Source organism: Shewanella sp. 10N.286.48.B5 (assembly GCF_002874355.2).
Lineage (GTDB): Bacteria > Pseudomonadota > Gammaproteobacteria > Enterobacterales > Shewanellaceae > Shewanella.
Map to the genome: position 1 here is coordinate 1,427,992 of NZ_MCVG02000001.1, position 21,910 is coordinate 1,449,901.

Consider the following 21,910-nt stretch of genomic DNA (forward strand, 5'->3'; position numbering starts at 1 on the left):
ATGGTGTTTAATTAAAACTTACATACAAGATAGTGAGGTTTGGGGCGATTTGCAAGCAGCAATTTAGTGAATAAGTTGTGGATATCTTATGTATAGTGGCCAATGTTAGTGAAGGCTAACCTGCTAGGTCAAAATACACGATATTTTGTTGGTTAAGATTAATATTTAGTCGAAAAAAAACGTGAGCTCGATCGCTACAATATTCGGCGATCGATTGTTTTGTTAACAAAATTATTTGCTATTTATATTTAAGATTTGTTAAGGAAAGCCTGATGTAAGTCGGCAACCTTGCTGAACTGAAAATCACTCGGCCATTCATTGGGTTTATCTTGCTCTGACAAGTAACCCCATAATGCGATAGCGCCTTTCATCCCAGCATTACGGGCGGCAATTAAATCCCTTTCAGCATCACCTATATATAGGATGTCCTGTGGCAGGCAATTAATTTGCTGGGCAGCAAGTAACATTGGCGCGGTATGTGGTTTGGAGTGCTGGGTGGAGTCACCACTGATAATCGCAGTGAGTTTGTGCTCGATGTTTAAGGCCTTAACCAATGGCCGAGTAAAACGGGCTTGTTTATTAGTAACAACACCATAAGGGATGTCACGTTGCTCTAATAACAACAGAAAATCATCAAAACCGCTAAATAATGATGCTTTTTCACCATTGACCCGTTGGTAATGCACTAACAAAGCTTGCTGAACTTCGATTTGTAACTCATGGGAAAGCTCAGGTATACCGGCTTTTACAAGCGCCAAACTACCATGGGAGGCAGCATAGCGTAAGTTATCAATACTTTTACTAGCGATACCGCGCTCTTGCAAACTTAAATTTAATGCATGGACAAGATCTGGGGCTGTATCAGCTAATGTACCGTCTAAATCAAAGAGTACACCTTTAATCTTGTTCATAGTTATCCTAAGCGTGCTGAAGTTATTAGCGATTACTTAATCCGATTATGAATTAAGTGAAGGATTAAAGTAGTAATGTCACTGATTCACTGCAGTATTACTACTTTAATATTGTTCTACTATTTATGGCTGGCTATTAAAGATGACGATGTGATACTAATCAGCTTTTTGGGTGGCGATCATATAATTAACGTCAACTTTATTCGTGTACTTATATACACCCGTTAAAGGATTAAAGCTTATCCCAAGAGCATCACGGCAATGAAGCTCTGTTTGGTCAACCAAATTGATTAACTCAGACGGTTTAATGAACTTACTGTGGTCATGCGTGCCAACTGGCAGCATCTTTAAAACATATTCAGCGCCAACAATTGCTTGAATATATGACATCAGGTTACGGTTAATGGTTGAAAAGAACACATAACCGTTAGGTTTAATCATATCGCAGCATGCTTTAATCACTGATAATGGGTCAGGGACGTGCTCTAACATCTCCATGCATGTGACCACATCATAATAGCCTTGATGTTGCTGTGCATGTTCTTCTGCGGTCATGGTTTGATATTGGATATCGATGCCAGTTTCTAATGCATGCAGTTTAGCCACTTCAATTTGCGCTTCACCCATGTCTAAACCTGTTACATTGGCACCAATTTTAGCCATGCTTTCTGACAAAATACCACCACCACAACCGATATCTAATACTTGCTTACCAAAAATACCACCACTGGTTTGATCGATATAATTAAGGCGTAATGGGTTAAGTTGATGCAAAGGCTTGAAACTGCCATTAGGATCCCACCAAGACTGGGCCATTTGGGCAAATTTTTCTATTTCTTGATGATCTACATTTTGCGGCGTGGTTTGTTCTTGGTTAGACATGTCGAGAACCCATTAATTATTAGTATTTATTGCAGGTATTATAACCATTGGATTGAATAAACATAGTGAGATGAAGCAAGATTTCACTTTGGTTGACGGAATATTGCTCAATGTCTGCCCATAAAAACGACATCAGTTTTTTATGGGGCAATTTATCAAAATGAAATACGCAAATAATGTAATAGAGATTGTTGAATTTAAAGATTTTTTGACAGCTTTTATCCTCGCGTTAATATTTCCTTGTTCTAGGGTCTAGCCTCTTTAAATATCTGTGTTAGAATGCCAAATCACGTTTTTGAGCTACACAATAAAATGGAATAATTATTGTGCGCTAATTTTAGGGGAACGAGCAGTTTATGACTGATCTGGCATCATCAATTTCGCCAATTAACATCGAAGACGAACTAAAGAATTCATATTTAGATTATGCAATGAGTGTAATCGTAGGTCGTGCATTACCTGACGTTCGTGATGGGTTAAAACCTGTTCACCGTCGTGTGTTATTTGCCATGAACGAGTTGAAAAACGACTTCAATAAGCCTTATAAAAAATCAGCTCGTGTTGTTGGTGACGTAATTGGTAAATATCACCCACATGGTGACACGGCCGTGTACGATACGATTGTTCGTATGGCACAACCATTCTCAATGCGTTACACGCTCGTTGACGGCCAAGGTAACTTTGGTTCTGTTGATGGCGATTCAGCAGCGGCGATGCGTTATACCGAAATTCGTATGCGTAAGTTGGCACATTCTTTATTAGCTGACTTAGAAAAAGAAACCGTAGATTTTGTACCTAACTATGATGGTACTGAATTTATCCCAGCGGTTTTACCTACTCGTGTACCAACATTATTAATTAATGGTTCGTCTGGTATTGCGGTTGGTATGGCAACAAATATCCCGCCACATAACATTTCAGAAGTGATTAAAGGCTGTTTAGCATTAATTGAAGAACCTGAGTTATCTATTGAGCAATTAATGGATTACATCCCAGGTCCTGATTTCCCGACAGCAGCCAGCATTAATGGTCGTAAAGGGATCATTGACGCGTATAAGACCGGTCGTGGCCGTGCGATTATGCGCTCAAAAGCTGAAATTGAAGACAATAATGGCCGTGAGCGTATTATTGTTACTGAAATCCCATATCAGGTTAACAAAGCCCGCTTGATCGAAAAGATTGCTGAGCTTGTTAAAGATAAAAAGATTGAAGGTATTACTGGTCTACGTGATGAATCTGATAAAGACGGTATGCGCATCGTTATCGAGATCAAACGTGGCGAAGTCGGTGAAGTTGTTTTAAACAACTTATATGCGCAAACTCAAATGCAATGTTCTTTTGGTATTAACATGGTGGCATTGACCAATGGTCAGCCTAAACTGTTTAACCTGAAAGAAATGCTAGAGTGCTTCATTCTTCACCGTCGTGAAGTGGTGACGCGCCGTACTGTATTTGAATTACGTAAAGCCCGTGAACGTGCTCATATTCTTGAAGCATTGGCTATTGCATTAGCTAACATCGATCCAATCATTGCACTAATTAAAGAATCGCCAACCCCTGCGGAAGCGAAAGTAAAATTAGTGGCACAAGGTTGGGATCTTGGTAACGTTCAAGGCATGCTTGAAAAAGCCGGTGATGATGCTGCTCGACCTGAATGGTTAGAGCCAGAGTATGGTATCCGTGAAGGCAAGTACTTCCTGACTGAGCAACAAGCACAAGCTATTCTTGAGCTACGTTTACATCGCCTAACAGGTTTAGAGCACGAGAAGATTCTTTCAGAATACGAAGAGTTACTTGAGTTCATTGCAAGCTTATTATTCATTCTTCGTAGTCCTGAGCGCTTGATGGAAGTGATCAAAGAAGAATTAGAAGAAATGCTTGAGCAATACGGCGACCCACGTCGTACTGTTATTAACCAAAACGAAGTTGATATGAGTCTAGAAGACTTAATCAATGAAGAAGATGTAGTCGTAACACTTTCTCATATGGGTTACGCCAAGTACCAACCGTTAACTGACTATCAAGCTCAGCGCCGCGGTGGTAAAGGTAAAGCTGCTACTAAAGTAAAAGATGAAGATTTCGTCGAAAAACTATTAGTTGCCAATACCCATGATACGATTTTATGTTTCTCTGATTTTGGTAAAATGTATTGGTTGAAAGTTTATCAACTACCACTGGCAAGCCGTACCGCTCGTGGTCGCCCAATCATTAACTTATTACCATTGTCAGATGGTGAGCGTATTACTGCAATTCTACCTGTTCGTGAATATGCAGATGACAAATATATTGTTATGGCTACCGCTCACGGCACCGTGAAGAAAACCGCATTAACGGCTTACAGTAACCCACGTGCGAACGGTATTATTGCCGTTAACCTTAAAGACGACGATCAACTAATTGGTGTTGATATTACTGACGGTAGCAACGACATCATGTTGTTCTCAAACGAAGGTAAAGTGGTTCGCTTTAACGAAAAAGTACGTGATTCAGAAACCGGTGAAGTGAAGAAAGATCCTGAAACTGGTGAAGACATGATTGCGATTCGTCCAATGGGCCGTACAGCAACAGGTGTTCGTGGTATCAAACTTGAAGATGGTCAGAAAGTTGTTTCGATGATCATTCCGAAAGTAGAAGGTGATATTCTAACTGTCACTGAAAACGGTTATGGTAAACGTACTGATTTAGCTGAATATCCAGCTAAGAGCCGTGGCACTAAAGGTGTGGTTTCAATCAAAGTAAGTGAACGTAATGGTGCTGTAGTAGGCGCAGTTCAAGTTACTGAAACTGACGAAATTATGCTAATTAGTGATAAAGGCACCTTGGTTCGTACACCATCTGCTGGCGTGTCGTTGATTGGTCGTAACACCCAAGGCGTAACGATTATCCGCACTGCAGAAGATGAGAAAGTCGTTGGCTTGCAGCGTATCGAAGAAATTCAAATGGATGAATCTGAACTTGATGCTGAAGCAGAAGGTCAAACAGTAGAAGGCGAAGTAGTTGCAACTACTTCTGATGCTGAAAACCCTGCAACAGATACACCTGCACAAGATGACGAATAAGTTATTCTAGTGACAAAAAAGGATGCCAATTGGCATCCTTTTTTATTGCTTGTCATTTATAGATGATAATGACGTCCGAATTAGTTTTGCTGTTTAAATACATCATGCCAAAAAGCAGAACTCAATTTAGCAATAACTCTCGACTCACCATTCAATAGCATTACCATGCCGATATTCAGCTCGGGAGAATAGGAAATTTCAGCAACATAACCCGCTACCCAACCAGCGTGATAAATTAATGGCCGGCCTTCAAACTCATATACCCGCCATCCTTTGCCGTAATAAGCATTATCAAGGTAGGTACGCCAATCTCGGCGGCGAAGCTCCTTGGTTGTTTTAACGCCTGGCGTCGTCACATCATTAATCACAGCGCTTGAAAGTACAGCAGGTTTCTCGCCTAAGTTGGCGATTAACCACTTGGACATATCAGTAATGCTCGCATTGACGCCTGCCGCTGGAGCCAGTTCATAGTAGTTTGGTTTTACTGATACTTTTTTAAAGCCTGATTTAGTCTTAATGTGTGGCTCTGCGCGATTTTTTTCCGCCATAAATGCTGTATAGCCTGTTGAGGCGTTATTCATCTCTAGTGGCTTAAAGATGCGCTTTTCAATGTAGTTCTCGTAGCTTAGGCCACTTTTTTGCTCAATGGCAGATTCGATAAATGAAAAGGCTACATTCTGGTAGCTATAGCAAACGCCAGGTCTGCACATTGGGGTTATTTCTGAAAACTTATTTAGAATTTTATCCTTGCTTACATTGGCATTGACTAAGTTATCGTAGCTATTTGGCATTAAGCCTGTGCTTTGACCGATAATATGGCCTAGGTTAATTTTCTGACTGGCTTTAGGATCAGCTAATACAAAGCTTGGAAGATAAGCATTTATCGGTTGTTGCCAGTCAAGTTTATTTTCCTGGACTAACATACTGGCCAGAGTACCTGCAAAGGTTTTAGATACAGATGCAAGTCGAAACACCGTATTGGCATTTACATTTAAAGCGCTACCTTTGCTGCGTTTACCGTAATAACTGAGCTTTAGAATCTTGTCGCCTTCGACAATAACAAACGCACCGCCCGGGACTTTGTTATTTTTAAGTTGCTGATGAAATTTTTGCTTAAATTTATCAGATACGCCGTTATAAATTGAAGCATGTGTTGGCTTACTGACAAGGACAGTGCTTATTGCTAAAGAAAGCGTGCCTACGATAAAAGCCGATTTTGAAAACATGTAAATATCCATGACCGCGTTACGGTATTTATTATTCTAGTTAACACTGACACAAGGCCAATCTCCAAAGAGACTATAACCTAATGCTTTAGTATGACTATTGTTGTGTAATTTTTCTCACTTTACTAGTGATAAATAGCACTTAGTTTTTAAAATAGCGTTGTCGTTTATTGTCATTAACTAGCAATAAAGCTCGACAGAATCAGCATTGATGATTAATTTTCATTTTAGCTGCCAAACAGTTGCGATATACTGCTGAGAATTCGATACATTATGAATGTGTTAACTAAAAACGATATAAGGACAATGCTGTGAGCGCTATTTATAATTTCTGTGCTGGACCTGCCATGTTACCTCAAGCTGTGATGCAAAAAGCGCAGCAAGAATTAATTAACTGGAATGGCTTGGGTGTGTCCGTAATGGAAATTAGTCATCGTAGTAAAGAGTTTATGGCGTTAACCCAACATGCCGAGAAAACCTTACGTACCTTGATGGATATTCCAAAAAACTATCACGTTTTGTTTATGCATGGCGGCGGACGAGGTCAATTTACCAATGTTGTTAATAATTTCTTAGGTGACAACGGTAAAGCCTTGTATTTAGTTAATGGCCAATGGTCAACGGCTGCGGTAAAAGAAGCGATAAAACTGGTTGGTGAAAACAACATTGATCAAGTCAATATCATTGAAAATATCGATGGTTTAAATCAGGTGGTGCTGCCTGACTTTAGCGCGCATAGTGACGATTATCGTTATTTGCACTTTTGCGCCAATGAAACCGTTGATGGCATCGAAATTTTTGATGAAATTGAGTGTCCTTGGCCAGTCGTGGTTGATTTGTCTTCAACCATTATGTCGCGAAAAATCGATGTCAGTAAGTATGGTTTGATTTACGCTGGCGCTCAAAAAAATATCGGCCCTTCAGGCTTGTCTATCGTGATTGTCAGAGATGATATGTTGCAGCTACCCAGTTTGCCGCAGTCATCGATTATGGATTACCGTATCGCACAAGCCAATGACTCGATGTTCAATACGCCACCCACGTTCGCCTGGTACTTAGCTGCCGAAGTGTTTGACTGGTTAACATCAGTAGGCGGCGTAGCTGCAATGGAAGCATTAAATCAGCAAAAAGCGCAAATGCTGTATGACTGTATTGATAACAACCCGTTTTATACCAACGGTGTTTGTAAGCAAAACCGTTCACGGATGAATGTGACATTCCAATTAAGCGATAGTAGCTTAGATAGTGAGTTTTTAGCCCAAGCTGAGCAAGCAGGCTTGGTCGCCTTAAAAGGTCATAGAGTAGTAGGCGGCATGCGTGCCAGTATTTACAATGCTATGCCGTTAGCGGGTGTGCAGGCGCTGGTTGACTTTATGCAAGCTTTTGCTAAGCAGCATAGCTAAAGCGATACCAAGTTACATTGTTGAGCTTTAGTTCTACAGAATAAAAAGCGAATAATGAGCAGTCATTATTCGCTTTTTTAAACGCAATTATTGGCTTACAACCAGATAGTTAAAGAATTATTGCGATTGATTTTGCAAGGTAATCAACATTTGTTTCGCTTATACCCGCAATACTCATACGGCTTGAGCCGACCATATAAATGCTATGTTCTTTTTTAAGGGTTTCAACTTGCTCAGCATTAATCCCTAAGAAAGAGAACATGCCTTTTTGGTTAGCAATAAAGCTGAAATCTTGTTTAACCCCTTGTTCTATTAATTTGTTGACCAACATTTGTCGATTGCCATTAATGCGGTTGCGCATAACGGTTAACTCATCTAACCATTGCTGCTTTAATTGTGCGTCACCTAAAATGGTTTCAACAAGGGCAGCGCCATGAGCTGGCGGCATTGAGTAAATACAACGCACTACATACAAGAGTACAGAAAAAGCAATATTCGCCTTAGTACTATCTTTAGCCATAATGCTACAAGCACCAATTCGTTCACGGTATAAACCAAAGTTTTTAGAACATGAACTACATAAGATCATTTCTTCAACTTGAGCGGCCATTTGACGAACGCCGTAAGCATCTTCATCAACGCCATCACCAAACCCTTGATATGCCATATCAATTAATGGGGTAAAACCTTGCTTAGCGGTAATGCTGATGACTTCATCCCACTGGGCATTGGTTAAATCCATGCCGCTTGGGTTATGACAACATGCATGTAGTAGTACCACATCGTTACTACCGATCTTATTTAATGCCGCTTTCATTTCATCAAATTTTAGAGTTTTCGCATCGTAATCATAATATGGGTAAGTTTTTACAGTGATGCCAGCGGCTTCAAATAAGCCAGTATGGTTAGCCCAGGTTGGATCGCTCACCCATAACATGGCATTAGGATTACAGCTTTTAATAAATTCAGCAGCAACGCGCAGGGCACCTGTGCCACCAGGCGTTGATACCGTTCGGATACGGTCAGCAATTAATGCACTGTGAGCTTCGCCAAATGCTAGTTCTGTCATCAAAGTATTAAACTGAGGAGAACCAGTAGGGCCAATATAAACCTTAGTCGTTTCAGACTCAGTGCGCAGTCGCTCTGCTGTCTTTACACAATCAAGAATAGGCGTATTGCCGATTGGGTCTTTGTAAACACCAACCCCGAGGTCAATCTTCTGTGGGTGAGTGTCTTGGCGGTACTGAGTAAGTAAACCAAGAATGGGATCTGCAGGCATTGCAGTTAACGCGTTAAACATGGCCATTGACCTTATAGTATTAAAAATAAAAGTAGGGTTTTGTTTAGCATAACGTGGTTTAAATACTGATTGAAATGGCTATTTCTAGAAACTACCTAAAATAAAGATTTTACTTAGTTTAAAGTTTACACTTTTACCAAAAAAGTCATTTATTTGCTTAATGAAGTTGGCTGTTTGGGTCATATAAATGGCCGAGTTGCGCTTTTTTTACGCAAATAATTCAAGTTCAGCGTAAAACTGTCATTTAATTTCAGTTATCCCTTGAATCATTGGCTGCAATCAGTAAATTTGTATTCAAGAATAATTTATTAAGTTTATACCATCTAATTCGTATAGATAAATTGACAAAGACGTCATTTTCTCTTTAGCCCATACACATTTATTCTTCCGTAGCAGGGAGAAGACATTTAAGAAGAACTTGTAATGAAACAATTGCGTCTTGATCCGATCCAAAAAGTAAATGGCGTTGTCAATATTCCTGGCTCTAAGAGTATTTCGAATAGAGCGCTGTTATTAGCAACCTTAGCCGAAGGCAGAACCACGCTAACAAATCTGCTTGATTCAGATGATATTCGCTATATGTTGGCATCATTAAAGCAATTAGGCGTTGATTACCAATTATCTGAAAATAACACCGTATGTGAGCTACAAGGCTTAGGTAAGCCTATTACGGCGGAACAAGCGCAAAGCTTATTTTTAGGTAATGCGGGGACAGCAATGCGGCCTTTATGCGCGGCATTGACACTGGGCAGTGGCGAGTTCACCTTAACGGGCGAACCACGTATGGAAGAGCGTCCTATTGGCGATCTTGTTGATGCACTACGTCAACTCGGTGCTGAAGTGAGCTATCTTAAAAATGATGGTTTTCCACCGCTGACGATTAATGCCAATGGTTTAAATGGCGGTGATGTTGAGATAGCGGGGGATTTATCCAGTCAGTTCCTCACAGCTTTGTTAATGGTAGCGCCATTAACCAAAGACACGGTTAATATCACCATTAAAGGTGAGTTAGTGTCTAAACCATATATTGATATCACTATAGCACTAATGGCCCGTTTTGGTGTTGAAGTGATCAATCATGACTACCGCCGTTTTGAAATACCTACAGGTCAGAAATATGTTTCCCCAGGTAAAGTGCTAGTTGAAGGCGATGCATCCTCTGCTTCATACTTTCTTGCTGCTGGCGCAATTCAAGGCGGTGAAGTCAAAGTGACCGGTGTCGGTAAACTCAGTATTCAAGGCGATGTTAAATTTGCTGATGTACTCGAAAAAATGGGCGCAGACATCGAGTGGGGCGACGATTTTATTATCGCGCGCCAAGCAAAATTAACCGCGGTTGATTTAGACATGAATCACATTCCAGATGCGGCAATGACCATTGCAACTGCGGCATTATTTGCCGAAGGCACCACACGTATCACAAACATTTACAACTGGCGCATTAAAGAAACCGATCGTCTTGCAGCAATGGCCACTGAATTACGTAAAGTCGGTGCAACCGTTGACGAGGGTCATGACTATATTACCGTTACGCCACCAGCTGTTTTGAATACAGCAGCAATTGACACTTACAACGATCACCGAATGGCGATGTGTTTTTCAATGCTGGCTTTTGCTGATTGCGGTATTACCATTAATGATCCAGATTGCACCTCTAAAACCTTCCCAGCCTATTTTACTGAATTTGCACGTATCGGTGAGTAAAGCGCTTGGTTTAAGTCTTAAATATGACGGCAGTCAATATACTGCCGTCATTTGATCTTGATTGAATATCGTAAATTTTCTCCAGTATTTTGCTGTAAATTGTTGTACAATGCCGCCCGCTCATTTTGATGAACCTTTTTATATTCATGGAAGATTGTTTTTTTCGGAGGAATTTATGTCTGAACGTGCTCCAGTAGTCACAATCGACGGACCAAGCGGTGCAGGAAAAGGGACCATATGCCAACTCGTCGCTGAGCGACTTGAATGGCACTTACTAGATAGCGGCGCTATCTATCGTGTTTTAGCCCTTGCAGCCATTCATCACGATGTTGAATTAGAAAATGAAGAGGCGATCACCTTACTTGCTTCTCATTTAGACGTGCAGTTCTTAGCGGGCAGTGACCTTGTAAAAGTCATTTTAGAAGGTGAAGACGTTTCAACCAGTATTCGTACTCAAGAATGTGGTAATGCAGCATCTAAAATCGCTGCTTTACCTCGCGTAAGAGAAGCATTACTGAGACGACAACGCGCTTTTTGTACTGAACCGGGTTTAGTCGCCGATGGGCGTGACATGGGAACAGTGGTTTTTCCTAACGCACCCGCAAAAATATTCCTAACTGCATCCGCAGAGGAAAGGGCGCAGCGACGCTATAAACAGTTGCAGGACAAAGGCTTCGATGTTAATATCGATCGCCTTTTATCTGAAATCATTGAGCGTGATGAGCGCGATATTAATCGCTCTGTCTCACCTTTAGTGCCTGCAGATGACGCGCTAGTTATTGATACTAGTGGCATAGGTATTAATGAAGTGCTTGAGCTTGTGCTTGAACACATCAATAAAAACTTAAGGTAATTTCTTAATTCTGAGAATTTATCAAACAACATTTATATCACGGAAGATGTAAATCAATTAATTGACTCCACATCTAGGATGGATGGTGGTTTATAAAAGAAAGTAATCATAAAATGACTGAATCTTTTGCTGATCTATTTGAACAATCCCTAAATGAACTTGAGTTCCGTCCTGGTTCTATCGTACGTGGCGTAGTAGTACGCATCGAAAACGGTACTGTACTTGTTGACGCTGGTCTTAAGTCTGAAAGCCCTATCTCTGCAGACGAATTCAAAAACGCTCAAGGTGTTTTAGAAATCGCTGTTGGCGATGAAGTTGATGTTGCACTTGACTCTGTTGAAGACGGTTTCGGTGAAACTCAATTATCTCGTGAAAAAGCTAAGCGTCACGAAGCTTGGATTGTTCTAGAAAAAGCGTATGAAGATGCTGAAACTGTAATCGGTATCATCAATGGTAAAGTTAAAGGTGGTTTCACTGTTGAATTAAACGGTATCCGTGCCTTCTTACCAGGTTCTCTAGTAGACGTTCGCCCAGTTCGCGATACTGCTCACCTAGAGTACAAAGAATTAGAATTCAAAGTTATCAAACTTGACCAGAAGCGTAACAACGTTGTTGTTTCACGTCGTGCTGTTATCGAATCAGAAAGCAGTGCCGAGCGTGATGCTCTTCTTGAGAACCTTCAAGAAGGTCAAGCAGTTAAAGGTATCGTTAAGAACCTTACTGACTACGGTGCATTCGTAGACTTAGGTGGCGTTGACGGTCTTCTACATATCACTGATATGGCTTGGAAGCGCGTTAAGCACCCATCTGAAATCGTTAATGTTGGTGACGAAATCAACGTTAAAGTTCTTAAGTATGACCGTGAGCGTACACGCGTATCACTAGGTCTTAAGCAACTTGGCGAAGATCCATGGTTAGAAATCAGCAAGCGCTACCCAGAAAGCACACGCTTAACTGGTCGCGTAACTAACCTAACTGACTACGGTTGTTTCGTTGAAATCGAAGAAGGCGTTGAAGGTCTTGTTCACGTTTCTGAAATGGATTGGACTAATAAGAACATTCACCCATCTAAAGTTGTTAACTTAGGTGATGAAGTTGAAGTTCTAGTATTAGACATCGATGAAGAACGTCGTCGTATTTCTCTAGGTCTTAAGCAATGTAAGACTAATCCATGGGATGATTTCGCTACTCGTTTCAACAAGGGCGATAAAGTTTCTGGTAAGATCAAGTCTATCACTGACTTCGGTATCTTCATTGGTCTTGACGGTGGCATCGATGGTCTTGTTCACCTTTCTGACATTTCTTGGAACGGAACTGGCGAAGACGCTGTTTCTGAGTACAAGAAAGGCGACGAAATCCATGCAGTAGTACTTTCAGTTGACCCTGAGCGCGAGCGTATCAGCTTAGGCGTTAAGCAAACTGAAGACGATCCTTTCAATGCCTACTTGGCAGATAAGAAGAAAGGTACTATTGTAAATGGTGTAGTTACTGCTGTTGACGCTAAAGGCGTTACAATTGAACTAGCTGAAACTGTTGAAGGTTACCTTCGCGTTGCAGATATCTCTCGCGAGCGTATCGAAGACGCATCTACAGTATTCGCTGTAGGTGACAAAGTTGAATCTAAGTTCATGGGCGTAGATCGCAAGAATCGTTCTATCAGCTTATCTATCAAAGCGAAAGATGAAGCAGATGAGAAAGAAGCTATGGCAACTATTAACAAGCAAGAAGATGCTGTTATTAGTAATGCAATGGCTGAAGCGTTCAAGGCAGCTCGTAAGTAATATATCGCCTGTTGTTTGGGGAGTTCGCTCCCCATTAGGCGACTGTTTTGGCTTGATTATAGAGGGTAAAGGATGACTAAATCCGAACTGATCGAAAAGCTTGCCACTGGGCAGTCGCAGTTGTCGGCTAAAGAAGTGGAAAGTGCTATTAAAGAAATGTTGGAGCAAATGGCAACAACATTAGAAGGCGGGGATCGTATTGAAATCCGTGGCTTTGGTAGTTTTTCTCTTCATTATCGTGCACCACGTGTTGGTCGTAATCCAAAAACTGGAACCTCAGTTGACTTGGAAGGCAAATATGTACCGCACTTTAAGCCAGGCAAAGAACTGCGTGAACGTGTCGATGCGGTTAATGTTTAATTAACGCTTGATTAAAAAGCCTCCTTTTGGAGGCTTTTTTGTATCTATTGCACTGCAAAGCTGGTTACTTTAGCAAATATCTTGGATAATCAATTATATTGCGACGTTGAATGGAGACTCACGTGAAATCATTTATTGCCATTGTTATTGTTGGTTTATTCTTTGTCCTAGCTTTACTTTTTGGTGCTAAGAATGAACAAATTGTCACTGTAAGTTATTTTATTGCAGAAGGTCAGTATCGTTTACCCGTCGTACTCGCTGTTGTTTTTTTCAGTGGTTTTGTCATAAGCTGGTTATTTGCTGCTTATTATATTTTAAAATTCAAAATCATATTAAGAAAAAACAAAAAGCAAATTGCCCAATTAACAGAGCAACTGTTAGAACAACAATCTCAACCAATGTCACAGGATACTGTAGCGTAATATGCTTGAAATCCTCTTTCTGTTATTACCTATCGCGGCCGGCTATGGCTGGTATATGGGTCGAAGAAGTATAAGACAGAATCAAAAACAACAAAGTAAAAAACTAAGCCGTGATTATTTTACAGGGCTTAATTTTTTGTTGTCTAATGAATCAGATAAAGCGGTTGATTTGTTCATTACCATGCTAGATGTTGACGATGAAACCATAGATACCCATTTATCTTTAGGTTCATTATTTAGAAAGCGCGGTGAAGTAGACCGCTCCATTAGAATACATCAAAACCTCATCGCTAGACCAAGCCTGACCACAGAGCAACGCGATATTGCCATGATGGAGTTAGGTAAAGACTATTTAGCCGCCGGCTTTTACGATAGAGCTGAAGAAATCTTTATTAATCTTGTTAGTCAAGATTATCACAGCGAAGAAGCTGAAACTGCATTAATATCAATTTATCAAGTCACTAAAGAATGGCAAAACGCCATTAATATTACTAAACGCCTAAGTCGCAAACGCCAGCAAGTTTTAAAACATGTAACCGCTCATTTTTATTGTCAACTCGCTGATGAAGAATCTGGAAACGCTGAAAAAATCAAATATCTCCAACAAGCCATTAAATTAGATGATAAATGTGGCCGTGCTTGGTTAACGCTAGCGAAGATATATCTTGATGCTAACCAAGTAAGCCTATGTAAAAAAAGCTTAGTCGAGTTAAAACTTGCCGATATAGAGTTATTTGCTGATGCCATTGGTATTGCTAAGCAAGTCTACCGCGACAGTAACGATCTTGAAGGTTACCAAACCTTGCTTCAGCAAGCTTTACAAGAAGGCGCTAGCGCGTCAGTAATTATTGCGTTAGCTCAGCATAAAATTCAGCAAGGCTTTAGTGAAAATGCCGAAAAAATGGTGCTCGATCATTTGTATCGACATCCAACAATGAAAGGTTTCCAACATTTAATGCAATTGCATATCAAGCAAGCTGAAGATGGCCAAGCGAAACAAAGTCTTTCAATGCTTGAAAAGTTAGTAGAACAACAAATTAAATTTCGTCCTAGTTATCGTTGTAGCTCATGCGGTTTCCCTGCACACAGCCTTTACTGGCATTGTCCATCATGTAAAGAGTGGGGAAGTATAAAACGCGTAAAAGGGCTAGATGGCGAATAACTGATTTTTTATATTACTGGAGTGAACATGGCAGATAAACCGATTGTAGTGGCCTTAGATTATGACAATAAAAATGAGGCGCTTGCTTTAATCGATAAACTTGATCCTACTATGTGTCGTTTAAAAGTAGGCAAAGAGATGTTTACTTTATTCGGCCCACAACTGGTTAAAGATATCCATGACCGTGATTTTGATTTATTTCTTGATTTAAAATTCCATGATATCCCTAACACTGTGGCTAAAGCGGTATCAGCAGCTGCCGATCTCGGTGTTTGGATGACCAATGTCCATGCAAGCGGCGGTTTAGCCATGATGCAAGCTGCTAAAACGGCATTAGGGAATTATGGTAAAGATGCGCCATTATTAATCGCCGTGACAGTGCTGACTTCTATGAGTGATGAAGACCTCGCGCTATTAGGGATCAATGTGCCAGCTTCAGAACATGTTAAACGCCTAGCAGCGTTAACACAGCAAGCAGGCCTAGATGGTGTAGTGTGCTCAGCTCAAGAAGCAACTATGCTAAAACAAACATTTGGCGGAGACTTTAATTTAGTCACTCCCGGCATTCGCCCCGTTGGCGCTGATGTTGGTGATCAGCACCGTGTTATGACGCCACCAAAAGCAATTGCGGCTGGTTCAGATTATTTAGTAATCGGTAGACCCATTACTAAAGCGACAGATCCATTAGCGTCGTTACAGGCAATCGTTAACTCGCTTAAATAGCAGTTAATAGCGAACATTTTCGCCAGCACTAGCCTATAGCAGCGCAACTTTTAAACTGATTAATAACACACATGCAGGAGCATAAAATGTTTAATTATCAAGGAAAGAATGTCGTTGTTGTAGGTGGCACCAGTGGTATCAATTTAGGTATAGCGTGTGCTTTTGCTAAAGTGGGGGCCAATGTGGCTGTTGCCAGTCGTAACATGGATAAAGTAAATACTGCGCTAGCTTTACTGCAACAAACCAATCCCAAAGGTAAGCATATTGGGGTCAGTTTTGATGTCAGAGATTCAGACGCAGTTGCATCTGGTTTCAATAGCATCGCTGATCAATATAACACTATTGATATACTCATCAGCGGCGCTGCGGGTAATTTCCCTTCAAGGGCAAAAGATCTCTCCGTTAATGGTTTTAAATCAGTGATGGATATTGATTTATTAGGTAGCTTTCAAGTCATTAAGCAAGCTTACCCTTTGTTGACTAAAGGCAATGCGAGCGTGATACAAATCTCTGCACCTCAGGCTTACGTGCCAATGGCTTTGCAAGTGCACGTATGCGCTGCTAAAGCCGGCGTTGATATGTTAACTCGCACTTTAGCAATGGAGTGGGGCGTTGAAGGGATACGGGTAAACTCGATTGTACCTGGCCCAATCGAAGAGACAGAAGGTTTTGATCGCTTAGCGCCCAGTAAAGCTTTAAAATCAATGATAGCAGACAGTGTGCCATTAAAGCGCAATGGTCAAAAACAAGATATTGCCAATGCAGCGTTATTTTTAGCTTCTGACATGGCCAGCTACATCACAGGCACCATTTTGCCCGTCGATGGCGGTTGGTCTTTAGGTGGCGCAGGCGCTGCAATGGATGCATTAGCAAAACATTTACCACAGTAATATGAACAATTTTTATAGGTGATTTAAATGGCAAACGCATTACAAGAGCAGCTGCTAAAAGCAGGACTTGCCAGTAAGCAAAAAGCGCGCGATGTGAAAACACAAAAGCGTAAACAAAAGAAAGCGAAAATAGATGATGGCAGTGCAGCGTTAAAGCAACAAATTGCCCAGCAAAAACTTGAACAAGCAGCGAAGGACAAAGCCTTAAACGAGCAGCGCTTTGCTGAAGCGTCAGAAAAAGGTCAGGTACGTGGTTTAATCACTGAATTTACTAAGTTTGCGATTAAAGCACCTGCAGGCGGCGAGATAAAATTTAACTTTACAGTTGAGAATAAAATTTTATCTGTTTATGTGGATGAAAAACTACAAGGCCAATTACAAACGGGTGTTGTTGGTATCGTGCGTTTTGAAGACAAAAGTTATATTGTGCCCCATAAACTTGCTGAACGAGTTAACTTGTTGGTACCTGAGTGGTGTGGGTATTTATGGCAAGAATCTGCTGATAATCAAGTTGAACAGGCCAGTGAAGAAAACGATCCTTATGCTGATTACGCTATTCCTGATGATTTAATGTGGTAAGGTTTTTTAACCCAAGCTAATGCTTGGGATAAAACAGAAATAAATGCCTCATGAAGAGGCATTTTTTATTGCAGATATTTACATAGCTGTAGAATAAATTTTGAGGTGATGTTTGTTAAAAACAGCCCGCTATTTTCGAAATGGAGCCGATTACCGCTCTGGTGAACAAGCTAATTTTATTGATATCAAACAGTGTTTTGGCCTCAATCATATCAGTGTGGGTAAATGGGTAACCAAAGAAGAATCTGATCTTGCCGCTAATTTAGTATTTGATTCAATGGCAGATTTATCGCAAATACTGCAAGTACCCACAGAGCTTATTGGCCTTCGTAAAACGCTAAATTTGTTATTCGGTCGTGGTGGTCAAAAAGGTGTGCAGGCCCATTATTCTCCGCTAACTCGCGAGTTAGCTCTTGCTAAAAATGCGGGCGCGGGGGCTTTAGCCCATGAGTTTTGGCATGCATTTGATCATTATATTGTCGATAAGGCTTTTGATGTATCACCCCGGTTTTCATTTAAAAAATATCAATGCGCCAGTGACTTGTGGCTAAATGATTCACTATTAAAGTCTCATAAGCTTAATGACAATTTATCTGCTTTGTTTAAAGTGGTGTTGTTGTCTGATGATGGCGAACAGCCCAGTGAGTATGTCACTAATGCAATCAAACTTGATAAGCAGCAAGGCTATTATTATTTTTCTAAGCCCACAGAACTGATGGCACGGGCATTTGAATCGGCGATTGAAGCTTGTAGTGATATACAAAACAATTACTTAGTCTCTGGTACATTAAAAAAGGATTTGGCGACACAATTGATGTATCCAGCAGCGCAGCACAGATCGCAAATATTCTCAGCGATGATCGATTATTTTGCTTTATTAGGCGCAGCCTTTGAGCGCAAGCTTAATAATTAAATCGCTTATTTATAAGACCCAAATCTTTGCCTATAAATTGTACTCTTTGTAGGCGTTCTTTATACTAAGTTACTTATTTATCAGTATTTAATATGCTTTTATGTTTGTTCTATCACTAGAAATTAATCAATAACAATACTAGATTCATCTTGTATTTAGTGCGGTTTTTGTATAAATTGAAACAACTGTTTTAATTATCTGTTTAAGAGCATTCTATGAACCCTTACCAAGCCCCTTTAAAGGACATGCAGTTTTTGTTAGAAAACGTATTCGATGCGACGAATACTTGGCAGTCGATGCCAAATATCGCTGAGATGGTTGATATGGACACTGCTGTTGCTATTTTAGATGAAGCAAGCAAGATTAGTCGTGATTTGATTCATCCTATAAATAGAAGTGGTGATGAGCAAGGGGTTAGGCACCAAGATGATAAGGTCATCACACCAGATGGCTTTAAAGAAGTTTACCAGCAGTTTTCAGAAGGCGGTTGGGTAGGTTTATGTGGCGAACCTGATTTTGGTGGCATGGGAATGCCAAAAATGTTAGGTGTTTTGGTTGATGAAATGAATTACAGCGCATGTAACTCATTTACCCTGTATAGCTCATTAACTGCTGGTGCTGCGCTGTGTATTAATGCACACGCGACAGATGAATTAAAAGCTAAATATTTACCTAACTTGTATTCAGGTCAGTGGTCTGGTGCCATGGACATGACAGAGCCGCAAGCAGGTTCTGATTTACGCAATATTCGCACCAAAGCCGAACCACAAGATGATGGTAGTTACTCGATTACTGGTAGCAAAATTTTCATCACAGGTGGTGACCATGATCTTACTGAAAACGTTATCCACTTAGTGTTAGCGAAACTTCCTAACTCTAAAGGTATTTCATTATTTCTAGTACCAAAAATCACGGTTAACGATGATGGTAGCTTAGGTGGGGCTAATGGTGTGACGGTCGGCTCTATTGAACACAAAATGGGCTTAAAAGCATCAGCGACGTGTGTAATGAACTATGATGGTGCCAAAGGCTTCCTCGTTGGACGTCCTGATCGCGGCCTGGTTTGCATGTTTACCATGATGAACTACGAACGTTTAGCTATTGGTATCCAAGGCCTTGGTAGTGCTCAAGGCGCTTATCAGATGGCTGCTGATTATGCTAAAGAACGTGTGCAAGGTATTGCAGCAGGTGGTTCGCCAACAGGCAGTGCGGCTGACCCCATTATTGTTCATGGCGATGTGCGCCGCATGTTATTAACCATCAAGTCGGTTACCGATGCTGGCCGTGCGTTATCAGTATTTACCGGTAAACAATTGGATTTAGCAAAGCATGCTGAAGGTGATGTTCAGGCAAAAGCAGCCAAGTATGTGGGCTTACTGACACCGGTTTCAAAAGCATTTCTAACTGACCGCGGATTAGACGCCACTATCATGGCGCAACAAGTATTTGGTGGGCATGGTTATATTCGTGAAACTGGTATTGAGCAGTTTGTGCGTGATACCCGTATTGCACAAATTTATGAAGGTACGAACGGTATCCAAGCAATTGATTTCTTAGGCCGTAAAGTCACTGGTGATAACCTTGCTACTTTGAATGCGTTTGTGGCAGATATCAATGCTGATTTAGCGGGCTTTGAGCATGTTTCTGAAGCTGACAGAAAAGCTATCAGATCACGCTTTGATAATTTGCTGACATTAGCAAACTACATCAATGACAACAAGCTTACTCAAGCAGCATTAATCAACGCCAGTGCGGTAGATTTCTTAGATGCCTTTGGTTATATCCTATATGGCTATTACTCATTACTCATGGCAGAGCGTGCAGTTGGTCATGATGACAGCAGCTTTAGTGAGCAAAAGCGTTATGTGGCTAAATTCTATATGGATAAAATTTTGCCAAAAGCAGATTTTCATATTGCTCAAGTCAGTCAAGGTGATGATGCAATAATGGCTATGCCAGCAGAGTTATTTTAAACACCAATTGGTTCAATTTTCAGCTTGAGAAAGAGAGTTAAAGCGCATAGTTTACAATGCGCTTTTTTATGGCTGTAAATCATATAATCTTCGCAGTAATAGCGCGCTAAAAGGGGCTAGTCTTGTTTGTTTTGCATCAGGAGTGAGTCCATTTTCTATAATCACAAAGGCATAGTGTTTACCATTTTTTGCCTGAATAAATCCCGCTAAGTTTTCAACCCCTAGCATGGTGCCTGTTTTTGCTGATATTGCCGCTTTCAAAGGCGGTTTATTGAAATGTTGTTGGTACTTTAAGGTGCCGCTTTTACCAGATATAGGTAAAAACTCAGTTAGGTATTGAAAACGTGTATCGCTGTCGATGAGTTGCAGCACAGATAACATTTGTGCTGAAGTCAGTAAGTTATAACGAGACAAGCCTGAGCCATCAACGAGATTGGCATCATTAAATGGTAAGTTCAATTCGATTAAAATCGATTGTAATGCTTTAGCGCCCATAGTAAAGCCGTTAATATCAAGACCCTCTATGTTATCGCTGTTAAACGTTTGCCGGTAAAAATCTTGGCCAATTTTTTTTAATAAGCTATCGGCAATTAAATTATCTGACTTTTCCAGCATGATCTTTAATAATTTGGGTAACTTTTCAGACTGATGCGTGGCTAACAACTGCGCGCTAGGCGGGATGCTTTGCTTACTTATGATCAAATTAGCGTAATTGACTTGCTTGTCATTGAGTATGGCTTTGATCACATCTTTGGCATAGCGAGACGGATCATTAACAGCAACGGCTAAACTTATAGTTTGATTGCCTGGGTAACAACCTGAAATTCGATAGTGATTGCCGTCAAAGCGTTGCATGTGTAACTCGCAAAATTGCGCCTTAGCTTGAGTAACGTCTATATTAGGTTTAAAAACCGCCTTGGTGCTGATTTCAACTGGGTATTGTGCATCTATTATGATTTCAGATGCGTTATCTGCTAGTGGACTTAGGCTTGCTCTGACACAGTTTTTATCAATAATAAAATCGGACACTGGCGCTGCGTAACAAATACCGAGGTCATCCCATACCCAGCCAGGTGCTCTAAGACTTTCACTGGTCGGTGATACTAAGATCACATTGCCATTTATATGTTGTATATCATTAGTTTTAAGTGTGGTGAGTAGTTGTTTTAGTTGTTCACGAGTAAAGCTAGGATCACCACTAAATTTAATATACACATCACCATTGAGTTGCTGCTGTACTACAACTCCATCAATATATACTTGGGTTTCATAATAAAAATCAGTACCTAATTGCTTTGTAGCTGCAACGGCAGTAAGTAGCTTTTGGATGCTCGCGGGTTGCATTAATGTCTGCTCATTAATGCTGTAAACACTGCTTTTTTTTTCAATATCCCATATGTTTATAGCCAGTTGTGATTGAGGAGGCGCAATATGTTGCATCACATTGGCTAAGTATTCATCGGCCCACACAGGTAAGCTAAATAAAGAAACAATTAATATACGTATTAGTAAATACATAACTAGCCAGTAGTAAAAGTTTGAGTCTCTCTAAAATACGTGATCTAACGGATTATTACAGTGATGAAGCGATAAAAATTGATGTTAGACCTTAGCGTCAGTTTTTGTGTTTGTTTTTTGCTCAACATAATTGATTTTTATTTATTCAAACAAGATAGCGTAGGTTGTTTTTTCTACAGGCCTTAACAATCACTTTAAAAGTTTGATCCAAAATCGTTCACTTGAGCCTCATAAACCCATCAAATAGGGCT

General features: G+C 40.5%; 18 protein-coding genes. 13 read left to right on the forward strand and 5 right to left on the reverse strand.

Annotated features, from left to right (window positions below):
* Positions 1-248 precede the first annotated feature (248 nt).
* Together BCU57_RS06180 and ubiG are read right to left on the reverse strand one after the other, a co-directional pair.
* Positions 249-917 carry an HAD family hydrolase gene (locus BCU57_RS06180; RefSeq protein WP_102439816.1) on the reverse strand — a complete coding sequence of 223 codons (669 nt, stop codon included), beginning with the start codon at positions 915-917 and terminating at the stop codon, positions 249-251.
* Between the two features lie 150 nt (positions 918-1,067).
* The gene (gene ubiG, locus BCU57_RS06185) at positions 1,068-1,793 is read right to left on the reverse strand and encodes a bifunctional 2-polyprenyl-6-hydroxyphenol methylase/3-demethylubiquinol 3-O-methyltransferase UbiG (RefSeq protein ID WP_102439817.1); all 726 of its coding nucleotides are present in this window, start codon (positions 1,791-1,793) and stop codon (positions 1,068-1,070) included.
* Positions 1,794-2,149: 356 nt separating this feature from the next.
* Here ubiG and gyrA point away from each other — a divergent pair, with 356 nt between their 5' ends.
* Positions 2,150-4,852 carry a DNA gyrase subunit A gene (gyrA, locus tag BCU57_RS06190; RefSeq protein ID WP_102439818.1) on the forward strand — a complete coding sequence of 901 codons (2,703 nt, stop codon included), beginning with the start codon at positions 2,150-2,152 and terminating at the stop codon, positions 4,850-4,852.
* An 80-nt stretch (positions 4,853-4,932) separates the two neighbouring features.
* Here gyrA and BCU57_RS06195 read toward each other — a convergent pair whose 3' ends face one another.
* Positions 4,933-6,078 carry a serine hydrolase domain-containing protein gene (locus BCU57_RS06195; protein ID WP_102439819.1) on the reverse strand — a complete coding sequence of 382 codons (1,146 nt, stop codon included), beginning with the start codon at positions 6,076-6,078 and terminating at the stop codon, positions 4,933-4,935.
* A 311-nt stretch (positions 6,079-6,389) separates the two neighbouring features.
* Here BCU57_RS06195 and serC point away from each other — a divergent pair, with 311 nt between their 5' ends.
* Entirely contained in the window at positions 6,390-7,481 is a 1,092-nt protein-coding gene (serC, locus tag BCU57_RS06200; RefSeq protein WP_102439820.1) for a 3-phosphoserine/phosphohydroxythreonine transaminase, read from the forward strand.
* A 109-nt stretch (positions 7,482-7,590) separates the two neighbouring features.
* Here serC and BCU57_RS06205 read toward each other — a convergent pair whose 3' ends face one another.
* Positions 7,591-8,781, reverse strand: coding sequence for an amino acid aminotransferase (locus BCU57_RS06205; protein WP_102439821.1), 1,191 nt, complete (start codon positions 8,779-8,781; stop codon positions 7,591-7,593).
* 423 nt (positions 8,782-9,204) lie between these two features.
* On the opposite strand from BCU57_RS06205, the gene aroA reads away from it, so the two are divergent.
* From aroA to BCU57_RS06260, 11 genes are all read left to right on the forward strand, one after another.
* Entirely contained in the window at positions 9,205-10,485 is a 1,281-nt protein-coding gene (gene aroA, locus BCU57_RS06210) for a 3-phosphoshikimate 1-carboxyvinyltransferase (RefSeq protein ID WP_102439822.1), read from the forward strand.
* A 175-nt stretch (positions 10,486-10,660) separates the two neighbouring features.
* The gene (cmk, locus tag BCU57_RS06215) at positions 10,661-11,338 is read left to right on the forward strand and encodes a (d)CMP kinase (protein ID WP_102439823.1); all 678 of its coding nucleotides are present in this window, start codon (positions 10,661-10,663) and stop codon (positions 11,336-11,338) included.
* A 92-nt stretch (positions 11,339-11,430) separates the two neighbouring features.
* Positions 11,431-13,119, forward strand: coding sequence for a 30S ribosomal protein S1 (gene rpsA / locus BCU57_RS06220; RefSeq protein WP_277869102.1), 1,689 nt, complete (start codon positions 11,431-11,433; stop codon positions 13,117-13,119).
* 72 nt (positions 13,120-13,191) lie between these two features.
* Positions 13,192-13,479 carry an integration host factor subunit beta gene (ihfB, locus tag BCU57_RS06225; protein ID WP_076536501.1) on the forward strand — a complete coding sequence of 96 codons (288 nt, stop codon included), beginning with the start codon at positions 13,192-13,194 and terminating at the stop codon, positions 13,477-13,479.
* 122 nt (positions 13,480-13,601) lie between these two features.
* Positions 13,602-13,901, forward strand: a complete 300-nt coding sequence (locus tag BCU57_RS06230; RefSeq protein ID WP_102439825.1) for a LapA family protein — start codon at positions 13,602-13,604, stop codon at positions 13,899-13,901.
* Between the two features lies 1 nt (position 13,902).
* Positions 13,903-15,063 (forward strand): lipopolysaccharide assembly protein LapB, encoded by a 1,161-nt coding sequence (lapB, locus tag BCU57_RS06235; protein ID WP_102439826.1) that lies wholly within the window; start codon positions 13,903-13,905, stop codon positions 15,061-15,063.
* 27 nt (positions 15,064-15,090) lie between these two features.
* Entirely contained in the window at positions 15,091-15,786 is a 696-nt protein-coding gene (gene pyrF, locus BCU57_RS06240; RefSeq protein WP_102439827.1) for an orotidine-5'-phosphate decarboxylase, read from the forward strand.
* Positions 15,787-15,872: 86 nt separating this feature from the next.
* A complete protein-coding gene (locus tag BCU57_RS06245) occupies positions 15,873-16,676 on the forward strand; it encodes an SDR family oxidoreductase (protein WP_102439828.1) in 804 nt (267 codons plus the stop codon).
* Positions 16,677-16,703: 27 nt separating this feature from the next.
* Entirely contained in the window at positions 16,704-17,255 is a 552-nt protein-coding gene (locus tag BCU57_RS06250; protein WP_102439829.1) for a DUF2058 domain-containing protein, read from the forward strand.
* Between the two features lie 112 nt (positions 17,256-17,367).
* Positions 17,368-18,168, forward strand: a complete 801-nt coding sequence (locus tag BCU57_RS06255) for a CLCA_X family protein (protein WP_102439830.1) — start codon at positions 17,368-17,370, stop codon at positions 18,166-18,168.
* A gap of 215 nt (positions 18,169-18,383) precedes the next feature.
* Positions 18,384-20,141, forward strand: coding sequence for an acyl-CoA dehydrogenase C-terminal domain-containing protein (locus BCU57_RS06260; protein WP_102439831.1), 1,758 nt, complete (start codon positions 18,384-18,386; stop codon positions 20,139-20,141).
* 66 nt (positions 20,142-20,207) lie between these two features.
* Here the strand turns inward: BCU57_RS06260 and dacB are convergent, their stop codons facing one another.
* On the reverse strand, positions 20,208-21,659 hold the full coding sequence (gene dacB / locus BCU57_RS06265) for a D-alanyl-D-alanine carboxypeptidase/D-alanyl-D-alanine-endopeptidase (protein ID WP_102439832.1): 1,452 nt from the start codon (positions 21,657-21,659) through the stop codon (positions 20,208-20,210).
* Between the last annotated feature and the right edge of the window lie 251 nt (positions 21,660-21,910).

Coding starts and splice junctions, on each gene's coding strand:
- cmk (WP_102439823.1), top strand. CDS start 10,661: ATGTCTGAACGTGCTCCAGTAGTCACAATCGACGGACCAAGCGGTGCA.
- dacB (WP_102439832.1), bottom strand. CDS start 21,659: ATGTATTTACTAATACGTATATTAATTGTTTCTTTATTTAGCTTACCT.
- ihfB (WP_076536501.1), top strand. CDS start 13,192: ATGACTAAATCCGAACTGATCGAAAAGCTTGCCACTGGGCAGTCGCAG.
- aroA (WP_102439822.1), top strand. CDS start 9,205: ATGAAACAATTGCGTCTTGATCCGATCCAAAAAGTAAATGGCGTTGTC.
- pyrF (WP_102439827.1), top strand. CDS start 15,091: ATGGCAGATAAACCGATTGTAGTGGCCTTAGATTATGACAATAAAAAT.
- BCU57_RS06245 (WP_102439828.1), top strand. CDS start 15,873: ATGTTTAATTATCAAGGAAAGAATGTCGTTGTTGTAGGTGGCACCAGT.
- lapB (WP_102439826.1), top strand. CDS start 13,903: ATGCTTGAAATCCTCTTTCTGTTATTACCTATCGCGGCCGGCTATGGC.
- ubiG (WP_102439817.1), bottom strand. CDS start 1,793: ATGTCTAACCAAGAACAAACCACGCCGCAAAATGTAGATCATCAAGAA.
- BCU57_RS06260 (WP_102439831.1), top strand. CDS start 18,384: ATGAACCCTTACCAAGCCCCTTTAAAGGACATGCAGTTTTTGTTAGAA.
- BCU57_RS06250 (WP_102439829.1), top strand. CDS start 16,704: ATGGCAAACGCATTACAAGAGCAGCTGCTAAAAGCAGGACTTGCCAGT.
- gyrA (WP_102439818.1), top strand. CDS start 2,150: ATGACTGATCTGGCATCATCAATTTCGCCAATTAACATCGAAGACGAA.
- BCU57_RS06195 (WP_102439819.1), bottom strand. CDS start 6,078: ATGTTTTCAAAATCGGCTTTTATCGTAGGCACGCTTTCTTTAGCAATA.
- BCU57_RS06205 (WP_102439821.1), bottom strand. CDS start 8,781: ATGTTTAACGCGTTAACTGCAATGCCTGCAGATCCCATTCTTGGTTTA.